The 23,960-nt window shown below is 65.4% G+C and carries 22 protein-coding genes and 1 tRNA gene; 17 read left to right on the plus strand and 6 right to left on the minus strand.

Annotated features, from left to right (window positions below; all coding sequences use genetic code 11):
• Positions 1-284: 284 nt before the first annotated feature.
• Positions 285-776 (plus strand): fasciclin domain-containing protein, encoded by a 492-nt coding sequence (locus ACG2LG_RS11405; RefSeq protein ID WP_396259091.1) that lies wholly within the window; start codon positions 285-287, stop codon positions 774-776.
• 137 nt (positions 777-913) lie between these two features.
• A complete protein-coding gene (locus ACG2LG_RS11410) occupies positions 914-3,565 on the plus strand; it encodes an MGH1-like glycoside hydrolase domain-containing protein (protein WP_396259093.1) in 2,652 nt (883 codons plus the stop codon).
• A 28-nt stretch (positions 3,566-3,593) separates the two neighbouring features.
• On the opposite strand, the gene ACG2LG_RS11415 is transcribed toward ACG2LG_RS11410, so the two are convergent.
• On the minus strand, positions 3,594-5,615 hold the full coding sequence (locus ACG2LG_RS11415; protein ID WP_396259095.1) for a thioredoxin domain-containing protein: 2,022 nt from the start codon (positions 5,613-5,615) through the stop codon (positions 3,594-3,596).
• Positions 5,616-5,757: 142 nt separating this feature from the next.
• On the opposite strand from ACG2LG_RS11415, the gene ACG2LG_RS11420 reads away from it, so the two are divergent.
• The 3 genes from ACG2LG_RS11420 (at position 5,758) to ACG2LG_RS11430 (ending at position 6,865) form a co-directional block, all read left to right on the plus strand.
• Positions 5,758-5,946, plus strand: a complete 189-nt coding sequence (locus tag ACG2LG_RS11420; protein WP_396259096.1) for a hypothetical protein — start codon at positions 5,758-5,760, stop codon at positions 5,944-5,946.
• Between the two features lie 3 nt (positions 5,947-5,949).
• Positions 5,950-6,120 (plus strand): hypothetical protein, encoded by a 171-nt coding sequence (locus ACG2LG_RS11425; protein WP_396259098.1) that lies wholly within the window; start codon positions 5,950-5,952, stop codon positions 6,118-6,120.
• A 121-nt stretch (positions 6,121-6,241) separates the two neighbouring features.
• A complete protein-coding gene (locus tag ACG2LG_RS11430; RefSeq protein ID WP_396259099.1) occupies positions 6,242-6,865 on the plus strand; it encodes a hypothetical protein in 624 nt (207 codons plus the stop codon).
• A 13-nt stretch (positions 6,866-6,878) separates the two neighbouring features.
• On the opposite strand, the gene ACG2LG_RS11435 is transcribed toward ACG2LG_RS11430, so the two are convergent.
• On the minus strand, positions 6,879-7,319 hold the full coding sequence (locus ACG2LG_RS11435; protein WP_396259101.1) for a host attachment protein: 441 nt from the start codon (positions 7,317-7,319) through the stop codon (positions 6,879-6,881).
• A gap of 97 nt (positions 7,320-7,416) precedes the next feature.
• Between ACG2LG_RS11435 and ACG2LG_RS11440 the strand changes: the two genes are divergently transcribed.
• The 7 genes from ACG2LG_RS11440 (at position 7,417) to ACG2LG_RS11470 (ending at position 13,574) form a co-directional block, all read left to right on the plus strand.
• Positions 7,417-7,749: a hypothetical protein gene (locus ACG2LG_RS11440; RefSeq protein WP_396259103.1), complete on the plus strand. Its 333-nt coding sequence runs from the start codon at positions 7,417-7,419 to the stop codon at positions 7,747-7,749.
• Positions 7,750-7,829: 80 nt separating this feature from the next.
• The gene (locus ACG2LG_RS11445) at positions 7,830-8,591 is read left to right on the plus strand and encodes an NYN domain-containing protein (protein WP_396259104.1); all 762 of its coding nucleotides are present in this window, start codon (positions 7,830-7,832) and stop codon (positions 8,589-8,591) included.
• A 55-nt stretch (positions 8,592-8,646) separates the two neighbouring features.
• Positions 8,647-9,630 carry a phosphotransferase gene (locus tag ACG2LG_RS11450; RefSeq protein WP_396259106.1) on the plus strand — a complete coding sequence of 328 codons (984 nt, stop codon included), beginning with the start codon at positions 8,647-8,649 and terminating at the stop codon, positions 9,628-9,630.
• A 20-nt stretch (positions 9,631-9,650) separates the two neighbouring features.
• Positions 9,651-10,526, plus strand: coding sequence for a 3'(2'),5'-bisphosphate nucleotidase CysQ (locus tag ACG2LG_RS11455; RefSeq protein ID WP_396259108.1), 876 nt, complete (start codon positions 9,651-9,653; stop codon positions 10,524-10,526).
• Positions 10,527-10,617: 91 nt separating this feature from the next.
• Positions 10,618-11,163 carry a hypothetical protein gene (locus tag ACG2LG_RS11460; protein WP_396259109.1) on the plus strand — a complete coding sequence of 182 codons (546 nt, stop codon included), beginning with the start codon at positions 10,618-10,620 and terminating at the stop codon, positions 11,161-11,163.
• Positions 11,164-11,241: 78 nt separating this feature from the next.
• The gene (locus ACG2LG_RS11465; protein ID WP_396259111.1) at positions 11,242-11,847 is read left to right on the plus strand and encodes a peptidylprolyl isomerase; all 606 of its coding nucleotides are present in this window, start codon (positions 11,242-11,244) and stop codon (positions 11,845-11,847) included.
• Positions 11,848-11,900: 53 nt separating this feature from the next.
• Positions 11,901-13,574 (plus strand): sialate O-acetylesterase, encoded by a 1,674-nt coding sequence (locus ACG2LG_RS11470; protein WP_396259112.1) that lies wholly within the window; start codon positions 11,901-11,903, stop codon positions 13,572-13,574.
• A gap of 25 nt (positions 13,575-13,599) precedes the next feature.
• Here the strand turns inward: ACG2LG_RS11470 and ACG2LG_RS11475 are convergent, their stop codons facing one another.
• On the minus strand, positions 13,600-15,195 hold the full coding sequence (locus tag ACG2LG_RS11475; RefSeq protein ID WP_396259114.1) for an MGH1-like glycoside hydrolase domain-containing protein: 1,596 nt from the start codon (positions 15,193-15,195) through the stop codon (positions 13,600-13,602).
• Between the two features lie 108 nt (positions 15,196-15,303).
• On the opposite strand from ACG2LG_RS11475, the gene ACG2LG_RS11480 reads away from it, so the two are divergent.
• Positions 15,304-17,094 (plus strand): arylsulfatase, encoded by a 1,791-nt coding sequence (locus ACG2LG_RS11480; protein ID WP_396259115.1) that lies wholly within the window; start codon positions 15,304-15,306, stop codon positions 17,092-17,094.
• A gap of 64 nt (positions 17,095-17,158) precedes the next feature.
• Here the strand turns inward: ACG2LG_RS11480 and ACG2LG_RS11485 are convergent.
• The 3 genes from ACG2LG_RS11485 to ACG2LG_RS11495 form a co-directional block, all read right to left on the minus strand.
• Positions 17,159-17,231, minus strand: a tRNA-Ile gene (locus tag ACG2LG_RS11485).
• Positions 17,232-17,387: 156 nt separating this feature from the next.
• A complete protein-coding gene (locus ACG2LG_RS11490; protein WP_379709202.1) occupies positions 17,388-17,612 on the minus strand; it encodes a hypothetical protein in 225 nt (74 codons plus the stop codon).
• 171 nt (positions 17,613-17,783) lie between these two features.
• Positions 17,784-19,253: a PLP-dependent transferase gene (locus ACG2LG_RS11495; protein ID WP_396259117.1), complete on the minus strand. Its 1,470-nt coding sequence runs from the start codon at positions 19,251-19,253 to the stop codon at positions 17,784-17,786.
• Between the two features lie 154 nt (positions 19,254-19,407).
• On the opposite strand from ACG2LG_RS11495, the gene ACG2LG_RS11500 reads away from it, so the two are divergent.
• From ACG2LG_RS11500 to ACG2LG_RS11515, 4 genes are read left to right on the plus strand one after another with little or no spacing between them, the layout of a single operon-like run.
• Positions 19,408-20,991: a S8 family peptidase gene (locus ACG2LG_RS11500; protein ID WP_396259118.1), complete on the plus strand. Its 1,584-nt coding sequence runs from the start codon at positions 19,408-19,410 to the stop codon at positions 20,989-20,991.
• On the plus strand, positions 20,963-21,751 hold the full coding sequence (locus ACG2LG_RS11505; RefSeq protein WP_396259120.1) for a hypothetical protein: 789 nt from the start codon (positions 20,963-20,965) through the stop codon (positions 21,749-21,751). The genes ACG2LG_RS11500 and ACG2LG_RS11505 overlap by 29 nt, the downstream gene beginning before the upstream one ends.
• A 2-nt stretch (positions 21,752-21,753) precedes the next feature.
• On the plus strand, positions 21,754-22,854 hold the full coding sequence (gene hemW / locus ACG2LG_RS11510) for a radical SAM family heme chaperone HemW (RefSeq protein ID WP_396259122.1): 1,101 nt from the start codon (positions 21,754-21,756) through the stop codon (positions 22,852-22,854).
• Positions 22,855-22,872: 18 nt separating this feature from the next.
• Positions 22,873-23,946, plus strand: coding sequence for a quinone-dependent dihydroorotate dehydrogenase (locus ACG2LG_RS11515; protein ID WP_396259124.1), 1,074 nt, complete (start codon positions 22,873-22,875; stop codon positions 23,944-23,946).
• Positions 23,947-23,960 lie beyond the last annotated feature (14 nt).

Below are 23,960 nucleotides of genomic sequence, written 5' to 3' on the forward strand. Positions count from 1 at the left end.
TCGACCACTACCGCGACCACCGCCAAAAATCAGTGAACACCATCAATATGGCACAACCCATCCAATCATAGCCTGCCAAGCAAACGCCCTAGGGATGCCCGGGTCGGATTCCCGGGTCGAAGCGACCCGCAGGTTGTACAGGCTCGGGAGCCTGTCATCCTAAATTCGCCGAACGATCGATTTTCGGATGCGCGCCGACAGACCGCGAATCTGTTCCGCCGTCCACGAAAACAACAGGACGGGCTCGGACAGCCCTCCAATCCAAACACAAACCACAAAACATAATGAAGAACACACTGAAAGCCATCATGGGCGCCTTCGCCGTCACCGCCCTCGCAATCCCGGCTCAGGGCGCGGAGAAGAAAGACATCGTCGACACCGCCGTCGCCGCAGGATCGTTTGAGACCCTTGCCAAGGCACTGACCGCCGGCGGCCTGGTCGACGCCCTCAAGGGGGACGGACCGTTCACGGTATTCGCCCCGACCGACGAAGCCTTCTCCAAGTTGCCCGACGGCACGCTTGAGACGCTTCTCAAGCCGGAGAACAAGGACAAGCTGGTCGCCATCCTGAAGTACCATGTCGTCAGCGGCAAGGTCATGGCCGAGACGGCGGTCACCCTCACCGAGGCGGAGACGCTCAACGGTGACAAGGTGACCATCGAGAAGAAGGACGACGGCCTCTATGTCGGCGGTGCCAAGGTCGTGAAGACCGACATCGACACCACCAACGGCGTGATCCACGTGGTCGACGCGGTCATTCTTCCCCCGTCGAGCTAAGCTCGGGCGAAGCCTCTGAAATCATCCCGCTGCCCGGCCCGGGTAGCGGGTTTTTCGTGTTCCGAACCGGCACTTCCGGTCACCCGTCACGACACTGGCCAGTTGGCCGCATTCATGCTCCATTGCCCCTCGACCGCATGAGCAACGAACACCAACGCCTCGCCGAATCCGTCATGGCCGACTCGCCCTGGCGGCAGTGGGGCCCGTACCTCAGCGAGCGCCAGTGGGGCACCGTGCGCGAAGACTACTCCGCCAGCGGCTTCAGCTGGGGGGCCTTCCCGCACGATCACGCCCGCATGCGCGCCTACCGCTGGGGCGAGGACGGTCTGCAGGGATGGAGCGACAACGAAAGCCTGCTGTGCTTCTCCCCCGTCCTGTGGAACGGGCGGGATCCCATTCTCAAGGAGCGGCTTTTCGGCCTCGGCGGCCACGAGGGAAACCACGGGGAAGACGTCAAGGAATGCTACTACTACCTCGATTCGACGCCGACCCATTCCTACACCAAGGCGCTCTACAAGTACCCGCAGTGCGAGTTTCCCTATTCCCGGCTGCAGCACGAGGCGCTCCGCCGGTCGCGAGAGGAGCCCGAACTCGAACTCGCCGAGCTCGGGGTGTTCGATGACGGCCGCTACTTCGATGTGCTCCAGGAGGTCGCCAAGCGCACCCCCAACGACATCCTGTGGAAGATCACCGTGACCAACCACGGCCCCGAGAAGGCCGATCTCCACCTGCTGCCCCAGTTGTGGTTCCGCAACGTCTGGTCATGGAAGGGGACGCGCGAGGAACCGGTCGCCAAACCGACGCTGCAGTATGACGACGGCGGGCTGCTGGTCCACCACCCGAAGCTGGGCAACTACCGTTTCCACGCCGACTCGCCCGACGCAAGGGCCGGGCGCTGGCTCTTCACCGAGAACGAAACCAACCACCCGGCGGTCTTCGGCATCGACCCCCAGGGGAAATACACCAAGGACGCCTTCCACCGGCATCTGGTCGATGGCGAGAAGGGCGCGGTCGCCCCGCGCCGCATCGGGACCAAGGCGGCGCCGCACTTCAGGTTCTCCATCCCCCCCGGTGAATCGGTGACCGTCCGCTGCCGGCTCCATCAGGTCGACTCCGCCATCGCCGCCTTCGATCAGTATGATGAAACCTTCGCCGCGCGGATTTCGGAAGCGGACGAGTTTTACGCGCGGACCATCCCGCCCGCCGTCGACGAGGAAGAGCGCCGGATTTCACGCCAGGGCTACGCGGGCCTGCTGTGGACCAAGCAGTTCTACTACTACGCCATCGACGAATGGCTGGAAGGCGACGAGAACGCGCCGCCGCCGCCGAAGGAGCGACTCAAGGGCCGCAATCACGACTGGCATCACTTCCATGCCCGCGACATCCTTTCGATGCCCGACAAGTGGGAGTACCCTTGGTTCGCCGCATGGGACACGGCCTTCCACATGATTCCCTTCGCGAAGATCGACCCGTCCTTCGCGAAACACCAGATGCTGCTGCTGCTCCGCGAGTGGTACATGCACCCCAACGGACAGCTTCCCGCCTACGAGTGGAACTTCTCGGACGTCAATCCTCCGGTCCACGCCTGGGCCGTGTGGCGGGTTTACAAGATCGCCGACCCGAAGGGCAGCCGCGACCTCATCTTCCTCGAGCGCTGCTTCCAGAAGCTGCTGCTCAACTTCACCTGGTGGGTCAACCGCAAGGACGCCGACGGCAACCACGTCTTCGGCGGCGGCTTTCTCGGGCTCGACAACATCGGCGTCTTCGACCGCTCCCACGCGCTGCCCGACGGCTCCAAGCTCTATCAGGCCGACGGCACCGCATGGATGGGGGGATACTGTCTCACCATGCTCACCATGGCCCTCGAACTCGCGGAACACAACCGCGCCTACGAGGACATCGCCTCGAAGTTCTTCGAGCACTTCGTCAGCATCACCGACGCGATCAACTCGCTCGACGAAACCGGCCTGTGGGACGAGCAGGACGGCTTCTACTACGATCAGTTGATCTTCGACGATGGCAGCGAGCCGCAGCCCCTGCGGACCCGCTCGCTGGTGGGCCTGCTGCCGCTTTGCGCGACCACCGTGCTCAAGCAGAAGCACTTCGAGATGCTTCCCGACTTCAAGCACCGCGTGGACTGGTTTCTCGCCAAGCGCCCCGAGCTCGTTCGCTACCTCAACGTCAAGCGCTACGAAGGTGCCAAGAATCCCGGACGCTGCCTGCTCGCGATCCCCACCGAGGAACGTCTCCGCAAGTGCCTCGAAAGGCTCGTCGACCCCGACGAGTTTCTCTCCGACTTCGGCATCCGCTCGCTTTCCAAGGCCCACGAGAAGGAACCCTTCGTCTTCGAATGCGGGGGCCGCCGCAACGAGGTCCGCTACACCCCGGGCGAGTCGGATACCGACATGTTCGGCGGCAACTCGAACTGGCGCGGCCCGATCTGGTTCCCGACCAACTACCTCATCATCGAGGCCCTCCAGCGCTACCACTACTACTACGGCGACGACTTCACCATCGAGTATCCGAAGGGATCCGGAAAAAGGTGCAACCTGCGCGAGATCGCGGCCGACCTCTCCGAGCGCCTGATGAACCTCTTCAAGCCCGGTGCGAACAACCAGCGCCCGTGCTTCGGCGACGCCACCCGCTACGCGGAAAAGGATGACTGGAAGAACCTCCTGCTCTTCCACGAGTACTTCCACGCGGAAACCGGGGAAGGCCTCGGTGCCTCGCACCAGACCGGCTGGACCTCGCTGGTCGTCCGCCTGATCCGCGAACAACGCCGCAGCTGATCGCAAAGAAGGACCGTGCGACGCGGTTCTATACAGGCCACGGTCGGCAGGCTTCACCTTCACAGGCCACCACCTCACCCGGCCCCTCCGAGCGCACCCACACGGAGCGAGGCATGAAGGTTCGCCGTGCCTTCTCCCTGATGCTCTCCGGCAACTCGCCGCGAACGTCCATCTTCACCACCCCGCGCAGGAGGCGGTCATACGCTCCGATCAGCACCGGACAGGCGAAGCCCTGCGTTTCCATCCTGCGTGAACCGGCCCGCACGATCGCTTCGGCCCGCTTGGCGTAGCCGTCGTCGCCGGTCAGTGCCGCCAGATCGAGGAGATTATCCGCCGCAACGTGAGTCGCAGCCGGCTCCGCTCCGTCGTAGTCCTCGAGCACGGTCATCAGCTCCCGCCCCTCGAGTTCGGCGCGCATCACGTAGCCGACCCGCTCCGGGTCCCAGAACCGCTCGTCCATTTCGCGCTGAAGCTTGAGGGCCCAGTCCAACCATCCCGCATCCAGCGCACCGAGCTCGATGAGACCACGGATCACGCAGGCATGATCGATCGCGAAACCGGCCGCATCCCCCCGCGTGCCCCGCCACGACCTCGCGAGCCCATCCTCGTCGCTCCAAAGCTCCCTTTTCAGAAATCCCGCCGCATCGGCAGCCGCATCCTTCAAGTCGGTCCGGTCCAGCAGGCGAGCCCCCCGAGCCAACGCCGCGATGAGCAGGCCGTTCCACGCACTGATGATCTTGTCGTCGCGATGCGGCCGATGTCGGCCCGACCGCCGCTTGAGAAGAAGCCCGGCGGATGCCGCCAGGGATTCCCTGACCTCCCCCACCTCCATCTCGAAGCGCCCGGCAAGCACCTCGTCGCTGGCGGCACGATACAAGGTGTTGCGTCCCTCCAACTCGCCGTGGGGGTCACTCTCGGGCCGGGCATTTCCCTCCTCCGTCACGCCGTACGCCGTGCAGAACAAGGCCGCCGCCCGTGGTTCCAGAAGTTCGTGGATCTCCGCCCCCCTCCATGTCCAGTAGGCTCCCTCGATCTTCGGAGATTCGGGCGGCTGCAGCGCATCCCCCTCGACCGAGTCCGCGTCCTCGGCCGCATGAAACGCCCCGCCGGAATCCCGCATGTCGCGCAGCAGGTATGTGAAAACGCCCTCCGCCACCTCGCGCCACTCCGCCGAACCCGTCGCCTGCCAGGCTTCGAGATACAACAAGGCCAGCTGCGCCTGGTCGTAGAGCATCTTCTCGTAGTGCGGCACGTGCCAGTAGCGGTCCACCGAGTAGCGGTGAAATCCCCCGCCCAGCTGGTCGTGCATGCCACCTGCCGCCATCAACTTCAGGGTCCGCTCGACCATCTGCAGGCAGGCCCCGCCCTCGTCGGACCCCGCGCCGAAGCGGTCCGCCAACTGCAGCAGCAGCCGGGGCACCACCGGCCGGGGAAACTTCGGAGCCCCGCCCCAGCCACCCCACTCGGGATCGAACATCGACTCGCAGCGGTCGACAAAATCCCCGAACACCTTCTCCCCCGGCAATCCCTGAACCACGGCATCCACCGTACTTTCCTTCCGCAGATGATTCATCATCCTGCCCGCGCTTTCCTCAATCCGCGCCCGGTCCTCCTTCCACAGCCGCCCCAGCTCCTCACAGACCCGGGTGAATCCCGGCCGTCCCCCGCGGTCGCCGGGCGGGAAGTAGGTGCCGCCGAAGACCGGCTCGCCGTCGGGCGTCAACCACACGCTCATCGGCCATCCACCCTGGCCCGTCGTGGCCTGGACGAAGGCCATGTAGGTCGCGTCGATGTCCGGACGCTCCTCGCGGTCGACCTTCACGCACACGAAGTGCCGGTTCATCACCGCGGCCACCGTCTCGTTCTCGAAGCTCTCGTGCTCCATCACGTGGCACCAGTGGCAGGTCGAGTAGCCGACCGACAGGAACACCGGCACGTCGCGCCGCCGAGCCTCCTCGAAGGCGGCATCCGACCACGGCACCCAGTTCACCGGATTGTCCCGGTGCTGCAGCAGGTAGGGAGAAGTTTCGTTCGCAAGTGCGTTCGGCATGCGCCGACCCTGCACCCGCTTCCCCGGGCTGTCGCCCGAAAAGCCGCCACAGGATTGCCGGGGGGAAGCAGGCTGAATGCACGACGTTGCTGCCCGTGGATCACGACTTGCACCGGTGATGCGGATCTGCGACTTTCCGGTCATGTGCGAGCGAGCCACGGCAGGCCACCGTCCAAGCCGCAGTGCGAGCGCGGAAGCTGCATTGCGGGCGGAGATCGAACGGATCTCCCGCATGACGGTCGAGGAACGCATCACCGCCGCCCTGACCCTGCGCGAGCGCTTCTCCTGGATCCACCCCGGGAAAGCGTTGCCGCCCTCCACTGAAAAGTGAGCCATGCCGGACGCGCCTGCCAACTTGAGGGTTGCGGAACACATCGCAGCGATCCTCGGCGAGTCCGAACTCCTGCGCCGCAACCCCGATGTGGATCTCGATGCCATTCGTGAAACCTGCCGGAAATACCGGCTCCACGGTTTCGGCCGGGTGCTTGAGGACCTGGTCGATTAGGGATTCGCGATCACCACGCCAGGTCCCGGGGGCATTGCCGGGCTCCCTGTCCGCATCCGCATCCCGATGACGCAGCGAAAAAGAACTCGCGCTTCCGGAGTCGGGTCGATTGGTTCACGGCATGGGACCCGAACTCCTTCTGCTGCTCCTTCCGCTGGCCGCGTGCCTGGGGATCTTCTGGATCATTCTCAGGTTCTCGTCGGCAAGGATTGCGAACCAGTACCGTCTGCTGTCCGAACGCTTCGGTCTCGAACTCGACCAGCCACCGGCGAAGATGGCCGGGTTCGTCCGTCCGGACCCGTCGCTCTACGGCCGCTACCGCGGGCGTGAGCTTTCGTTCTCGGCCCCGGGAAAGGGACTCAAGGGCACGCGGCAGATCGAGAGCGTGGTGAAGCTGGAACTCAGGAACCGGCAGCTCAAGGCGCAGATGGCCCCGAGCGGACTGCTCGGGGGCCTGCGTCAGCGCGACAGCCGCGGGCAGGACCGCTGGAAGAGCGGAGAGGCAACCTTTGACCAGGCCGTCGACGTCCGGACCAATGAACCCAAGACGCTCGAGGAGGTCCTGACCGATGATCGGCGCACCTGGCTGGCCGGGAACCTGAAGAGCTTGAAGGGTTCCGTTTACGTCGGCGACGGCACCATCGCGTACGCAAAACTGGGTTTGATCGCCGACGACGCGACCCGGCTGAAATTCGAGGAGGTCGTCGATTTCCTCTGCGACTTCGCCGAGGCGGTGGAGGATTGAGCGGGTGCCGGCCTCACCTGATCCCGAATCGCTCGAGCAGGTCGAGCTTGGGGGCCTTGACCAGATTGAGGGATAGCTGCTTGCGGACACGCCGGCCGACACCGGTGCCCAGCTCGTCAAGGAGGTCGGCGATGATTTCCTTGGGCGCGGCGAGGTAGATGTCCTCCCTGCCCGTGCCGGCCGCTCGCCGGATCGCCCCGGCGATGCCGTTGAGCTGGCGGGCTTCGGCTTCGTCCTGCTCGGACTGCCGTTCGCCCACCGACTTGCTCCCGGACCCGTAGGCGAAGCGGCCCGCCTTGTCGGTCACCCGCTCGGAGACCTTGCTGTGCTGGTTCGCGAGATCGACGTCGGCCACGTTCGCGAAGACGGGGGAGGTGCCGGGCTCGAGTTCGTCGCGGGTGATGCGGTAGGCCTTCATGCGGCCGAGGTCGGCGAGGATGATGAGTGCATTCATATCACGCCACCCTCGCAGTGAAGCCGCCCGGGTGCAAGGGGAGGCCGGAAATCTCCTGTCCGCCATCCCCGACTTCCGGCAGACTCGGGCCACGCGCATGGACGAGGTTCCTGAAATTCCCGCACCCCCGCCCGAGGTCCCGAGGGGCAGACTCTGGGCCTCCCTCGGCATTCCGCCGGGGATCACGATCCTCGGCACCATCATCCTCTCGGTGGCTTTCCGGGACAGCCACAACTACGGCATGGAGATCCTCCTGATGCTGCCCGTCGGCCTGATTGCCATCATCACCTGCCTGGTCTTCTTCATCCTCGCCTGGCGTGTCCGCTACCACGGGCGCACGCTGGTCCTCACCGCCATCGGTTACTTCCTCGGCCAGATCATCCTCTGCCTCTGCCTGTGGTATGGATGCTGTTTCGCCGTCCTCGCGTGACCCCTTTCCGGGATCCACGTGGCGGCACCCCGGCCTCGTTTTGCATTTTCGCGGATGCCGTGAGCCGGCATGGTCCGTTCATGCAGGATTCCGACAGCCCCAACGCCAGCATCGCCCTGCTGGTCGATGCCGACAACGCGCCCTCCTCGAAGATCGACTTCATCATCTCCGAACTCGCCTCGCACGGCGTGGTCAACATCCGCAAGGCCTACGGAAACTGGAAGAAGAAGGGGCTCGCGGGCTGGGAGAAGGTGCTCCACGAGTATGCGATCCAGCCGGTGCAGCACTTCGACATCGTGAAGGGCAAGAACGCCACCGACATGGCCCTGCTCATCGAGGCGATGGACATCCTCTACACCAAGGACGTGCAGACCTTCTGCCTGGTGTCGTCGGATTGTGACTTCACGCCGCTGTGCCTGCGCCTGCGGGCGGAGGGAAAGCGCGTGATCGGCTTCGGCAGCCGCAAGACCCCCGAGCCCTTCGTCAACAGCTGCACCCATTTCCTCTACCTCGACGAGAAGACGAGGACCAAGAAGACCGCCTCCCAGAAGAGCAACTCCACGAACGAGCTGAAGGGGAACAGCAAGCTCATGAACACCCTGCGGACGGCGGTCCAGGCCGTGCAGGACGAAGACGGCTGGGCGCGCCTCGGCCCGGTGGGCTCCCACATCAACAACCAGGGTCCCTTCGACCACCGGACCTACGGCTACCGCAAGCTCAGCGACCTCTTCGCGGCCATCGACCTGTTCGAGGTGAAGACCCGCAAGGACGGCGAGCGCACCACCTTCCTTGTCCGGGTGAAGAAGGGGGCCGCGAGGAAGTCGGGGGGAGCCAGGGCCTGAACGGATCCTTCGCCACTGGACCATCCGGGACCTTTCCGACAGGGTCCGGCGCTCGATGGCCATTGAGGAAGAGACACGCATCGCCAAGGCGACGGGAGCGACCCGTTGTCGGGAACTCGACGTGGTGCAACGCCTGTGGAGCGGCTACGGGGCGATCCGGCGATACGGACTCGAGGGGAGCGATCGGGAAAGCCTGATCGTGAAACACATCTCCCCACCCACCGCAGCCGACCATCCTCGGGGGTGGAACACGGACCGGTCGCATCGGCGCAAGCTGCGATCCTACCAGGTCGAGTCGGTGTGGTACAGCGACTACGCCGGGCTCTGCGATGACCGGTGCCGCGTGCCGGAGTGCCTGGCGATGGAGCGGCAGGACGAGGAGATCCTGCTGCTGCTCGAAGACCTCGACGCGGCGGGCTTCCCCGGACGCCGGACGACGGTCGACTCCGGCGAGGTGCGGGCCTGTCTCGCATGGCTGGCGCAATTCCACGCGACCTTTCTCGGCAACCCGGGCGAGGGACTGTGGGAGTGCGGCACCTACTGGCATCTGGAGACACGCCCGGATGAGCTGGAGGAACTCAGGGCCGGGGACCCGGCGCTGTGGCGGGCCGCGGGGGCGATCGATGCCAGGCTCAAGCAAAGCGCCTTCCAGACCCTGGTCCATGGCGATGCAAAACTGGCGAACTTCTGCTTTTCCCAGGATGGCACTTCGGTGGCGGCGGTCGATTTCCAGTACGTCGGGCGCGGCTGTGGGATGAAGGACGTGGCCTACTTCATCGGCAGTTGCTTTCGCGACGAGGCCTGCGAAGCACAGGTTCCCGCGCTGCTGGATTTCTACTTCGCCCAATTGCGCGCGGCACTCGTGGCGCGGGGCTCGGACAACGATGCCGGTGCGGTCGAAGCGGAATGGCGGGAACTCTTCCCGATCGCCTGGACCGACTTCCACCGCTTTCTGAAAGGCTGGAGCCCCGGTCACTGGAAGCTCCACTCCTACAGCGAGCGACTGGCCCGGCAGGTGCTGGCCGAAATCGGGGAGTAAGATCAAGCGAATCGAGAACCATGAACCTCACGCCCGAACAACTGCACGAACTTGCCGCTCAGGCCTGCCTCGCGGCAACCGAGGCGGGAGCGCTCATTGCCAGCTACCGCCACCACGAAGTGGCGGTGCGGGAGAAGGATGCCGGCAGCGGCCTCGCCTCACAGGTGGTGACCGAGGTCGACGAAAGGAGTGAGGAAACGATCCTCCGGATCCTCGAGCCGACGATCGCCCGACACGATCTCGCCGTGCTCACCGAAGAACGCGAGGACGACCGGCAGCGCCTTGAGAAGGACCACTTCTGGTGCATCGACCCCCTCGACGGCACCCTTCCCTTCACCCGCGGCATCCCGGGATATTCGGTCTCCATCGCCCTCGTCCGTCGCGATGGCAAGCCGCTGATCGGAATCGTCTTTGATCCGGTCGCCGGGAAACTCTACCGCGCAGTCAGCGGGGCCGGCGTGGAGATCGACGGAAAGGCCTTCCAGCCGTCCGCGCGCGAGCATGGTCCGCTGAAGTTCTTCTGTGACTGCACCTTCCCCGGCCACCCGGATCGCGAGGGCCTGATCGACGAGGTTCGCACGGCCGCCGACCGGGAAGGGTTTCCCGGAGTGGAGGTCATCGAAGGGGCGGGCGGTGTTCTCAATGCGTGCCACGTTCTCACGGACGGACCCGCCTGCTATTTCAAGAAACCCAAGCTGAAGCAAGGCGGAGGCTCACTCTGGGACTTCGCGGCGACGGCCTGCCTGTTCGCAGAGGCGGGGCTCCACGCCCGCGACTTCGAGGGAAGGCCACTCGACCTCAATCGCCCCGACTCGACCTTCATGAACCACCGGGGGGTGTGCTACGCGTCGAGCGAGAAGATGGCGATGGCATTGAGACGCGGCTCGCAGGCGTAGTGCCCCGGATTCGTGTTTACGGATTCTTTACCCTCGCAGGGGCTTCTTCTGTGCTAGCCTCGTCGCTGATCACCACCCGCGACCATCCGTCATGAACCCCAGGCTCATCCTGCTTCTAACCTTCGGCCTCGTCTTGATTCCCGTCAGCCCCGCGTCCGCCCAGCGTTCCTATTCGGTACCGCAGGGCATCAATGTCCTTTCCTCCAGTGCGCGACTCGTCGGCCTTTACGTGGAAAAGCACTATCCGGAAGCACGGACCCACGCCTTTGAGGATGTCATCCATTTCGAGCACCTGACGGCAGTCCATGTCCTGCCGGCGATCGCCATGAACCCGAAGCCGCCTCGTGTCGCCGTGCGCGGCCCGCTGGCCGGCGGGGTTTGGTGCGACATCGCGGTGCTGGAGGGTGCTCTCAGTGACACTCCCTACGCCCGTGCCGAGGGCGCGATCGATCGGGGGCCGTTCATCGAGCACCTACACTACGTGGCACCTCCCCTCGAGCCGAACCACCATCTCATCGTCACGGTCCGCCTGCCCAAGGATGCCGGGGACGCGGGCAGCAAGTTCGTCGAGGGCCTGCAGGAGACGCTCGAGCAGTTCCGCATCGAACGGCAGACGGAAACACCCCCGGCCCGCTGAAACCGGCGTGGCGACGCGCCTGCCGGGGGCGGAGGAAGATCCGTGCATTCGGGGAGCCTTGTGGTCCATCCTCAGGCCATGAAGGGCAAGCGGATCCGATGGTGTGTCCTCGTGCTCGCCGGCATTGCCGGGCTGGGACTGGTTTCCTGTGCTTCATCGAGGTCGCCGCAGATCACCATCACCACGCCCCTGGGCAGGATCGAGGCCGAGGTCTTTATCGACGAGGCCCCGATCTCGGCGCAGGCATTCCTGCGCAACGTCGATGCCGGAGTGTATCGAGACGGTCGCGCGGCCTTCTACCGGGTCGTGCGGATGGACAACCAGCCCGAGAACGAGGTGAAGATCGAGGTCGTGCAGGGCGGCGTGGACCGCGAGACCGGAGACACCGGGGTCCCCTACATCCCCCACGAAACAACCGCCGTCACCGGCCTCACCCACCGCGATGGTTCACTCTCGCTGGCGCGAATGGAGCCGGGAACCGCCAACACCGAGTTCTCGATCTGCATCGGTCCCCAGCCCGAGCTCGACTTCGGCGGGCGACGCAACCCGGACGGACAGGGCTTTGCGGTGTTCGGCCAGGTCACCCGGGGCATGGATGTCGTCCGCCGCATCCAGCAGATGCCCGAAACCGCACAGTACCTTGATTCCCCGGTGAGCTTCACCATCCAGCGAGAAACCCGCTGAATCCGGATCAAGATAGCCGTCACGTCCCCGGGCCGTATGACTCCCCCCACACCATGTCCATGACACCCCTCATCCGCCGACTCACCCCGATCGCCGCCTCCCTCTCCCTCGCGCTGCCGGGGCTGGCCGCCGACGCCCTGGATCTTCCAAGTTTTTTCAGCAACGGCATGGTGCTGCAGCGGGACCAGCCCCTGAAAATCTGGGGCTGGGGTCCCAAGGACTCCGAGGTTTCCGTCACCTTCGCCGGGCAGTCAGTCACCACCCGCATCGCGGACGATCGCTGGGATGTCGTCCTCGATCCTCTGCCCGCGAACGCCACCGGCCAGGTCCTCGTCGTGGCCTCCGGATCCACGAGGGTGAAAATCGAAGACGTGCTCATCGGCGACGTCTGGCTCTGCGGCGGCCAGAGCAACATGGAATGGCGGCTCCGCAGCAGCCGCGATGCCGACCTCGAGCTCCCCGCCGCCGACTACCCGGGCCTCCGCTACTTCCGCATCGAACCCGAGGGCGTCCCCGAGCCCCGCACCGACATTCCGGTGAGCGATACCGCCGGGATCTGGCAGGCCTGCACGCCGGAAACCGCCGGCGACTGCTCAGGGGTGGCGTACTACTTCGGCCGCCGCCTGCACCGGAACCTCGGCGTCCCCGTCGGACTGATCAACGCCGCGTGGGGCGGAACGATGGCCCAGCACTGGGTGACCCGGGAGACCCTCGACACGCTGCCGACCATGAAACCCTTCATCGAGGAATACGAACAGAAGCGCGCCGACTGGATCGAGGGCGGTGGCATCGAGGGAGCGAAGAAGCGCTACGAAGCCGATCTCGCCGCATGGGAACAAGCTGCCGCCAAGGCCAAGGCTGCAGGCGAGAAGGCTCCAGGAAAGCCCAACTTCAAGAACTACGGTGACCCGGCGACGGGCCGCATCCCCGCGGGCCCGCTCAACGCGATGATCATGCCGCTGGCCGGTCTCCCGATCCGCGGCGCGCTCTTCTATCAGGGCGAGAACAACTCCTTCGGGGAAACCTGGGTCCCCTTCCAGGAGACCTTCCCGGCGGTGATCGCCGACTGGCGGCGGCTTTTCGGGGATGACGATCTGCCCTTCGGCATCATCCAGATCGCCGGATGGAGCACCCGCCGGTCGATGACCTACGACATGAACCACCACACCAACGTGGTCCGGGAGATCCAGTTCAACACCTGGCGGAGCACTCCGAACACCGGGTTGGTCGTCAGCTTCGACGCCAACAGCGACGCCAACATCCACCCGCGCCGCAAGATGCCGGTCGGCGAGCGCTCCGCCCGCTGGGCGCTGTCGCAGGTCTACGGCGCCAAGGACGCGACCAATCCGAAGCTGCCGCTCGACTGGCATGGCCCGGTTTATCGGGCCATGGAGAAGGGCGACGGACGGATCAAGGTCGTGTTCGAGAAGGACGGCGCGCAGGGCCTGCGTCTCGACAAGGCCGACGTGCGCGGCTTCCACATCGCCGGAGCCGACCGGGAGTTTCATCACGCCGAGGCCCGGGTGGTCGACGCCAATGGCGACAATCCATCCGTCGAGGTCTGGTCCGCGGACGTCACCGAGCCGGTGGCCGTTCGCTACGCGGTTTCGAACCTGCCGATAGGCTCCCTGATGAACAGCCGTGAACTTCCCGCCTTTCCCTTCCGGACCGACGATTGGCCGATCAAACCGCACCACGGCGAAGCCGTCTATCAGGTAACAAGATAGCTGCAGGCGCCCTCGCTGCCGTCCATCACGGAAGTTTGCCGGTCGTCCTTGTCAGCCGCTCGGACCTGGCGATCTCCTTGCCGTCGGCGAGCACGACCAGGCCCTTGCCCCGGCCGTATTTCCCGCCGGCCTTGTCCCAGATGATGGTGAGCAAGTGCCCGTGGTAGGGCACCCGGTCGAGGCAGAAGGAGTCCCAGGTGCCCTCGGGAAGAAGCGGGTTCACGACGACGATGTCGTCCGCGCGCGGCCGCAATCCGACCAGGCCGGTGATGATCAGGTCGTTGTAGGTCGAGTGATTGTAGTCCTTGCCGCGCTCCTTGCCACCCTTGCCCTTGTCCCACGTTCCATTCTTCCATGATTCCAGCCGGGTGCGCGAGATCCAGTCGCCGGTGAAGGGGTTGAGGTTCTCGTCGATCCACGGAACCACCTTCCCATCCTCGCGGGTACGCAGATGGGACCGCGTGTAGATGCCGAGGGCCTCGAAGTAGTCCCGCCGATCGATGACGTCCTGCTCGTAGTTGTTGAGCACATTGGCCATCGCCGTGAGCACGCTGCAGGTCGCCAGCGGCCAACTCGGTCCGTTCCACTGGCATTCGTGACCCTCATAGGAAATCACGAACTCCGGATGCCTTTGCTCGGCGAAAGTCGGCCCGTAGGGAGCGTGGAACCCCCGGGGATCCATCAACTGCTTCCACCCGGCTTCGTAGCCCGGGTCCGGCAGATTGAAATACCACGGGGTGTAGCCGTAGAGTTCCCTGACGCCGCCCAGCGGCGCTCCCTCCTTCGGCAGAATCTTGAAGAACCGGGCATCCTCGTCCCACAGCTTCTCCTGGACCAGACGCTTGATGGTGGCCGCCTTCTCCTCGAAGCGCGCGGCCTGCTCGCCCTCGCCCGCCATGCGTGAAATGGCCGCGATGGCCCTGGCGTCGCCATACATGAAACTGTTGAGCGTCGGGCGGTAGCCGTGCCCGCCGATGGACATCTCTCCCCCGTCCCGGTCGTCGATCGTGTAGAACATCCCGTTCTCGTGCCGCCCGATGCGATGGGCGCCCCAATCCCAGCCGGCCTCCCAGGCTTCGTAGTTCTCCACCAGGTCGGGCAGCAGGTCGACGAGCAACTCCCGGTTCGGCGTCGCGAGGTGGCGCGCATGATAGGCATCCGCGATCCAGAAGCTGTACTGCCGCGGCTTGCCCCCCTTGCGCAACCAGAAGACCGCGTAGTCATCGAGATACTCCGGATTGCGCAGCCAGCGCCCTTCATAGAAATGGTGGGCCGCCGGACAGTTGATGGTGTTGTGTTTCCGCGACCAGCTGACCTTCGGAAGGAACTCGGTGATCACGTAGCCGTCGGGCGTGGACTTCACGTGCTTGCGGTAGGTCCACCACCGGAAGTAGAAGGTCCGCTCGAAGTGCTTGTCCGGGCACTCGAAGAGCGGGATGTTGTCCTTGAGAAAGGCGAGGGCCTCCTTGTTGGGGATGTTCGCATACATCTCCTCGTCGTCGGCATTGAAGCGGGCGACGTACGTTTCGAGGGCATCCGTGGTCAAAGTGTCGTCCGCAACCGCGGCACCCATCCCCGCAAGCGTCCCCAGCAGCATCGCCCTCATCGTCGCCGGTTTCATCATCTCAATCCCTACCCTCCTACCGCCCCGAAGCTTTCGCCGGCGACCCAGGAGATTCAGAAACCAAATTCGTGTCCTTTCGCGTCCATTCGTGGTTCCTTTCTCCGCATGAAACCCGTCCTTGGCCTTGCCCTAGCCCTCACCTGCCTCAGCCTGGACGCCGCCGAAAAGCCCAACATCGTGCTCATCATCACCGACGACCAGGGCTACGGCGACCTCGGATGCACCGGCAACCCGGTCATCAAGACCCCGCACATGGACGCGCTTGCGGCGGAGTCCTCGACGCTCGACGACTACCATGTCGCTCCCACCTGCTCACCGACAAGAGCCGCGCTGCTGACCGGCCACTGGACCAACCGCACGGGTGTCTGGCACACCATCATGGGCCGCTCGATGCTGCGGGCCGACGAGATCACCCTCGGGCAGCTCCTGAAGGACAACGGCTACGAAACCGGCATGTTCGGCAAGTGGCACCTGGGCGACAACTACCCCTACCGCCCCGAAGACCGGGGCTTCACCGAGGTCTACCGGCACGGCGGCGGCGGTGTCGGCCAGACCCCCGACTACTGGGACAATTCCTATTTCGACGGCCACTACTTCCACAACGGCGAAGCCGTCCCCGCCAAGGGCTTCTGCACCGATGTCTTCTTCGAGGCCGGCCACGCCTTCATCCGCAAGTGCGTGGCCGCGAAGAAGCCCTTCTTTGCCTACATCGCCACCAATGCCCCCCACGGGCCGCTCCACTGCCCGCAGAAATACATGGACCTCTACAAGGACCAACCGGCGGGCATCGCCGCCTTTTTCGGGATGATCACGAACATCGATGAAAACCTCGGGAAGACCCGGAGCCTCCTCCGGGAACTTGGCGTGGCGGACAACACGATCTTCATCTTCACCACCGACAACGGCACGGCCGGCGGCGCCAAGGTCTTCAACGCGGGCATGCGCGGGGCCAAGGGCTCCGAATACGATGGCGGCCACCGGGTCCCCTTCTTCCTTCACTGGCCGGCCGGAGGCATGGATCGGAAGAACCCCGTGAAGGAGATCGCCCACGCCGTCGACATCGTCCCCACCCTGCTGGACCTCACCGGATCCTCGAAGCCCGACGACCTGAAGTTCGATGGCGTGTCCCTGCGGGCCCTGCTCGATCCCATGACCGACGTTGACTGGGCCGACCGGATGCTCGTCACCGATTCCCAGCGTGTCGTGGACCCCATTAAGTGGCGCAAGTCGGCGGTGATGAGCCGCCGCTGGCGCCTCGTGAATGGAGAGGAACTTTACGAGATCGAGGCCGACCCGGGCCAGAAGACCGACGTCGCCGACCAGCACCCCGACCAGGTCGCCCGGATGCGCGCGTTCTACGAAAAGTGGTGGGCGGAACTGGAGCCGACCTTTTCCAGGACCACCGAGCTTCACCTCGGCCAACCCGGCCACGAAACCGTCACCCTGACCTGCCACGATTGGATCGGAAAGAACCCGCCGCCGTGGAACCAGGGCCAGATCCGACGTGCCGGAAACCTGCTTCAGGAGGATTCCCCGACACTTCGTCACGAAAGCCACTGGGCGGTGAAGGTGGTCACGGCCGGCACCTACGAGATCACCGTTTCGCGCTGGCCGCAGGAGGCCGGCCACCCCATCACGGCCCCGCTGCCCCCGGGCGGAAATGTCCCCGGTGCCTCAAAAGCCTACCGCTCCCACCCGGGAGTCGCCGTTCCGGCGGTCGAGGCCGTCCTCCGCCTCGACGGCCGGGATCTCGCCCGCAAGCCCGTCTCCGGCGACGACACCGCGATCACCTTCACCACCGAGCTTCCGGCCGGCTCCCACCGGCTGGCCCCGGTCTTCCTCACCCGGAAGGGCGGCGAAGTGGGTGCCTTCTACGCCGTGGTGTCGAAAAAGTAGGCCCGGCCGGATTCGAACCGGCGACCAACCCCGACAGCGTCGGGGCTGCTCCAACCGCTTCAAGTAGGCCCGGCGGGATTCGAACCCGCGACCAAGGGATTATGAGTCCCCTGCTCTAACCGCTGAGCTACAGGCCCGAGGTGGCGGGAGTTGCGACACCGAAAAGGTTGGGACGCCCCTTGAAGCGGAGCAAGACTTTCCGCCTCGCGGCCAAGAGCCGAGCCTGTCGGGCTGGCTCCCCCAACCGAACCGCAGCCCATGCCAGAGGCGGCCGGCCAGATCCGCGGCCCGATTCAGGCGGCGATTTCGTAGTGCTCGGCAATCTGCTGGAAGATCCGGTCGCGACGCTCGCGGGCCTGTTCGACGTCGCGGGTTTTCAGCGAGAAACGAAGGCGCTCAGCCGTGGCGTCGGGCTTGTGAACGGTCAGGTGGCACCACCACACTCCACGGTTGTTCCAAAGGTGGTGGTTGGGGTTGTCGTGATTGACCCGCAGGGCGAGCTTGGGTTTGCGTTTCATGCTGGCTGTAGAGGTAACGAAACCGCCCCAGACTCCTCCAGTTCGCTGAAACCGAATGCCTTTCGACGCTAACGTCGGTCGAATTCCAGCGGATCGACGTGATCAGGCAAGCCTTTTTGCCTGGATGCCATTCCAATGCCGGATTTGAGCAAAATGTGCTCAATTGCCGGCTCAACCGACCCGCAATGCATCCTCGAATCTCTGATGCAGTTCCCTCGGATCCTCCTCACCGACCGAGACCCGGATCAGATGCCGCGGCACGCCGCAACCTTCGGCCCAATCCAGCTCCCGGTAGTGCGCCAGCAGCGTGTAGGGACAAGCCAGGGTGAACCGGGTGCCGAAACTCGGCCCCTTGGTGACCTCGAGCGCATCAAAGACGCGCGGTGCCCGCCGCGCGGACTTGAGCGCGAAGGAAAGAAGAGCCCCGTAACCGCCGTCGGGATGGCGGATGCGGTCGTAGCGCTCGGTGGTGGTCCGGGACGGATGCCACACCTCGGCCACCGCCGGATGGGATGCCAGCAGCGCCGCCAGGTCGCGGGCGCTGTCGTTGGCACCCTTCAGCCTCGCCGGGTAGCCCTTCATGTTGGCCAGCAGCGCCTGGACGTCGCCAAGGTAAAGCGGCCCGGTCTCGGTGCTCTCCCGGTCGAGCGATGCGATCAGGTCGTCGGCAAACTCCGAGTCCTCGCGGACCACCACGCCGCCCCCCATCACGTCGCCCACTCCCGAAAGCCACTTCGTCAGGCTGAAGGTCACGGCGTCGGCCAGCGGCAGGACCCGGACATTGTGGGGGCCGACGGCGGAGTCGTCGACGATGAGAGGCGTCCCGCCCTCGCGACAGGCGACGGAGACCCGCTCCAGATCCACACAGCGCAGCAGCGGATTGGTCGGCACCTCGGTGAAAACCGCGGCGAACTCGCCGCGGACGATGCGCTGCAGCGCTTCTTCGAACGACTCCCCTTCCGTCTCGTTGAGAAAAACAACTCCGTTCCCGAAGCGTTCCTGGAGCTTGAGCGAGTCGACGTACGGAAATTCGAGCTGCAGCGTGCGACGGCCCTCGGCGACGCCCGGCAGGGATCGCAGCAAGGCGGTGATCGCCGCCATGCCGTTGCCGAACACCGAGACCTGCTCGCTGCCCGTTCCGTAGATCTTCGCCAGGCGGCGCTTCAAGAGTCCGAGCTTGGAGCCGGTCCGGAGCCCGCCGTTCAGCCAATCCTCGGCCATCCGGCTGCTGATGATTTCCCCGGTGAACCGCTGGTATTCCCACGCCACGGTCGCCGCGGCCTGCGGGACGATGACCGCCTGAAAGCCATCGAACCCCGAGGATCGCACCGCCAGCTTCGAACGCCGCTCGATCCAGCGCTGCGCCCGCTGGGCGGCGCTCTTGGTCGGGAACAGGTAGGCCGTCTCCCCGTCGCCGCAAAGCTCCTCCGCCGCGCGCAGCGTCACGCGTTCGACGATCGGATTGCGAATGAACCGCGGGTAGCCCGCCTTGAGCCGGCGCAGGATCTTCTGCCGGCCTTCCTCGTAGCCGACGACGGAGGACCAGGTCGGCAGGCAGACCGAACATGCATGCGGCGAATCCGGCAAGGGGACGCCAAGGTCCTCCTCGCTGAACGCAGGCTGCCGGATGAAGTCGCGCATGCGCCCCCTGCTTGGAACCAATCGCCCTTCCCACGCAAGCCGATTCGATTCGCCCCCCCCTTTCCTGTGGCCGGACCTTCCCCTTACCGCACGGACCGAAGGTGCGGTGAATTTTTCGCTACCATCCACCGGGTCCGGGGTTTCTATTCCCGCGATGCGGCATTGGAAATCGATCGGCCTGATTCTCCTGGTGACGGCTGCCGGACTCATTCTCGGCAGTCATCTGGGAAATCAGGCGGGCAAGACCCCGGAGCCAAAGACCGGGGAAGCGGCTCCTGCCCGGCAGGCGCGGTCCATCGACGATCCGGCTCCGCTCCCTCCGAGGTCGGGCGAACGGGAGTCCGGCCCGGACCGGACACGCGGCACCGATGCGCCCCCCGGAGCGCTCTACGGCGAACGCACGGTCACCTTCTCGAGTGCCGAGGCGATGCGCCGCTTCCTGGCCTCGCTCGACGGCACGGGCATCTCGGTGATTGGATCGATCGACGCGCTCAACACCCTGCGCCTGCGGCTGGACGATCCCGGCGCCCTCGCCGGCCTGCTCGATGAATCCGACGAGATCGGCTACATCTTTCCCGCCGAGATCCCCGGGCAGGGCAGCATCCAGCCCGGCGCGGTGGCCTTCGGGGAGACCTACCTGAGATGGCTCGGTGCCGACGGCGACCGGACCGCCTGGGGCAAGGGCGTGGTGGTGGCCGTCCTCGACACCGGGGTGGTGAGCGGTTCCGCATTCGGCCAGGCGGTTTCCAGCATGAACCTCGTCGAGTTGCCCACCGACGGCTCGACCATCAACGGGCATGGCACCGCCGTTGCGTCGCTGATCGCCGGCAAGGACGGCCTGGCCCCCGACGCCCGGGTGCTCGACTACCGGATCGCCCGCGACGACGGCACCTCGGACACTTTCCTGATCGCCCAGGCGGTGCTCGCCGCGACCGATGGCGGCGCCGACATCATCAACATCTCGCTCGGCTCCAGCGGACGCAGCGTTCTTCTCGAGCAGGCGATTCGCTATGCCAACGAGGCCGGGGTCCTCGTCGTGGCTTCCGCGGGGAACAACGGCGCCCCCTCCCTTTCCTACCCGGCGGCCTACGACAACGTCATCGGTGTCGGGGCCGTGGATGGCCTGGGCGAGCATCTCGATTTTTCCAATTCCGGCAATCCCTCCATCACCGCACCCGGACTGGCGCTCACCACCGCGGGAGCCGATGGCAGGTCGGTGAGCTTCAGCGGCACTTCCGCAAGCTCGCCGGTGGTCGTGGGAGCCATCGCCGCGACGATGACCCAGGAAGGACTCAATGCCTGGAACGCGTGGAGCCTGATCGAGCAGACGGCCAACGAAGCCGGGGCTCCGGGCTACGATCCCGCCTACGGTGCCGGCATCCTGAACGTCGGGAGGGCACTGAACCATGACATCGCGGGCATCAACGACATCGCCATCGCCGCCAATCACGTCACCCTCAACGAAGCGGGCAATCCCATCGTGCAGGTGACCGTGGAAAACCGCGGCACGGCCCGGGTGATCAATGCGCCGGTTTCCGTGACCACCCAGATGGGAGAGAGCCAGCTCAACGTGACCTCGCTCGCCCCGGGAGCGACCCAGACCTTCGATCTTCCGCTCGGATCCCTCGAGTCCGGCGCGCGGATCGAGTCGAGCGTCGAGCTTTCCGGTGGCGGAACCGACCAGAATCCGGCAAACAACCGCCGAGTTGATGTTGTTGCGCCCCAGGAGTCTCCTTAGCGGTCTCGTCGCGACCGTGCTGATCATCGCGGCCCGAGCCGATGAACGCTGGGCTCCCCACGCCGTCGCCGGCCCGGTGAACCAGCTCAAGGTCGCGGGCAATGCCTGCGGTCCCGCCGCGCTGCTGGCCTCGTTCCGCTGCGGCTCGGAGAACTGGCGCTCGAGTTCCGAGGCCATCCCCGGCGATTCGGACCGCTCGAAGCTGCTCTACATCATCCGCGCCCACGGCCTGCAGCCATCCAACAGCCTGCGGAACCGCAAGCGCTGGAGTTCCGGCGGCATCAACGCCGAAGACCTCACCGAAATCGCCGCCGAAATCGCCGGCATCGGCGGTCAACCGGCACCCCGGATGGAAGGACTCCTGCGAGAGAAGCGCGAATCCCCGGAGCGCCATCTCGACCGGCTTCACGACCGCCTCCGAGATTCGCTGAAGCGCGGCTTCCCTCCGGTCATCAACCTGCGCCGCTACGCCCGACGCGACGGCCACTGGACTCCGCTGGACGGCCATTTCGTCACCATCGTGATGGTTCCGGAAAAACTCCCGCGGCGCTCGTCGAGTTTCAAGTTCACCTACTTCGATCCCTGGGGGGCGAAGAAGTGCCATGGAACCTTCCGCATCCCCACCGCGCCCGGCCTTTCCGGAGACGGCGAGCAATCAGCGTTTCTCGAAGCCGTCGTCCCCGAGGCGCGGATCGGTCGCGAGAAGCTTCGCCGCGGCGAACCGACCGTGGTCGTCCCCGAAGTGATGATCGGGCGCTGATCATGCTGGTCTATCTCCACATTCCGTTCTGCCACCGGATCTGCCCCTATTGCTCGTTCTACAAGCACACTCCCGGTGCCACGCCCATCCCGCGGTTCATCGATGCCGTCGTTGCCGAAGCCCGGGAGCGAATCACCACGATACGCAATGAGCGATCCGCGACCGCCCCTCGCACGCTCTATCTGGGTGGCGGAACTCCCTCGATGCTCTCACCCGCCCACCTGCAGCGTCTGTTCGAGGGCCTATCCGAGGTCCTCAGCCTCGACTCCTTGGACGAGGTCACGCTCGAGGCCAACCCCGCGACCTTCGACCTGGCCAAGGCCCGCCTGTTCCGTGATCTCGGCGTCCGGCGGGTCTCGCTCGGCATCCAGTCATTCGATCCGGCAACCCTCCGCACTCTCGGCCGCGAGCACGATCCCGGGCAGGCGGCCGAGGCGGTGCGGATCCTGAGGGAGGCCGGCATGCCCTCGGTCAACATCGACCTGATCTTCTCCGTTCCCGGGCTTTCCCTCGACTCGTGGCGCGCGACTCTCGAAACGACCCTCGCGCTCGAACCGGATCACGTCTCGGCCTACAACCTGACCTACGAGGAGGACACCGAGTTCCTGGCAAGCCTGAAACGAGGTCACCTCGACGAGGACGAGGACCGCGACGCCGTGCAGTTCCACCTCGCCCACGACCTGCTGACGGCGGCCGGATTCGATCACTACGAGACCTCCAACTACGCGCGGGACAGGCATCACTCCACGCACAATCGCGGCTACTGGCAGGGTGAAGACTACCTCGGACTCGGGCCCTCGGCCGTTTCAACCATCGCCGCGCTGCGGACCACCAACGTCGCCGACACCGACCGCTACGTCCGGATGATCGAAGCCGTGGGCCATGCCACCGTCGAAAGCGAGGCGCTCGACGCCGAACAACTTCGCCTCGAACGACTCGCCCTCCTGCTCCGGACGAAGGAAGGAGTTCCGCTCGAATGGCTCGATGCCGATGACTCGCAGCGCCTCATCGAGGCCGGCCTCGCCCGGGTCGCAGGCGATCATTTCATCCTGACCCGGCAGGGAGCCGCCCTAGTGGACCCCATCGCCGCCGAGCTCGCATAGATCGGTCTTCTTTGGAACTTGGCACTTCTCACTTGGCACTTCGAGGCGCAGCCTCGCAGCGTGTCCGCCGCCTATCGAATTGCCCGTTCGCTGCTGTTCCGACTCGACCCCGAAACCGCCCACAACGTCAGCATGGCCGGACTGCGTCTGGCCGAGCGGTCGCGGATCCTGCCTCTGGTATTTCCGGAACCGGACCACATCGCGCCCATCGAGTTGATGGGGCTCCGCTTCCCCAACCGCATCGGCCTCGCCGCGGGCCTCGACAAGGAAGGCAACACCATCGATGCGATGGGGCGCCTCGGCTTCGGATTTCTCGAAATCGGCACCTTCACCCCCCGCCCCCAGCCGGGAAATCCCAAGCCCCGCCTGTTCCGCCTGGTCGATCGCGAGGCCATCATCAACCGCATGGGCTTCAACAACCCCGGCATCGACGAAGGCGTGCGCCATGCCTCCTCCAGCCGGTCGTTTGAAGGCGTCGTCGGCTTCAACATCGGCAAGAACAAGGACACCCCGAACGAGAATGCCGTCGACGACTACCTCGCCTGCTTCCGGGCCTGCTACGAGGCCGCCGACTACGTTGCGGTCAACTTCTCCTCGCCCAACACCCCGGGACTTCGCGACCTGCAAAGCGAGGACAGCTGCGCGCACCTGCTCGAGACCCTCAAGCGGGAGCAGGAGAAGCTCGCCGCCGAGCATGGCAAGCAGGTGCCCCTGCTCTTCAAGGTCGCGCCCGACCTCGACCCGCCCCACATCGCAGGACTCTCCCGCGTGTTCCGCGACGGCGGGCTCGATGGATTGATCGCCACCAACACGACCATCTCCCGCACCGAGATCGAGGGACACCCCCGCGCGGGAGAAGCAGGCGGGCTGTCGGGCCGGCCGCTGCTCGAGAAGAGCAATGAGATCCTCGCCGCCTTCCACGCCGAGCTCGGCGCGGGTATTCCCATCATCGGCGCCGGGGGCGTCTCGTCGCCCGACGACGCGGTCTCGAAGATCCGCGCGGGGGCTTCCCTGGTGCAGATCTACTCCGCGTTCATCTTTCATGGACCGGCACTGATCCGGGACTGCGCCGACCGGCTGGACCGGGCCTGAGAGAATTGAGGAAT

The sequence above is a fragment of the Haloferula sp. A504 genome (assembly GCF_044385805.1).
GTDB lineage: Bacteria > Verrucomicrobiota > Verrucomicrobiia > Verrucomicrobiales > Akkermansiaceae > Haloferula.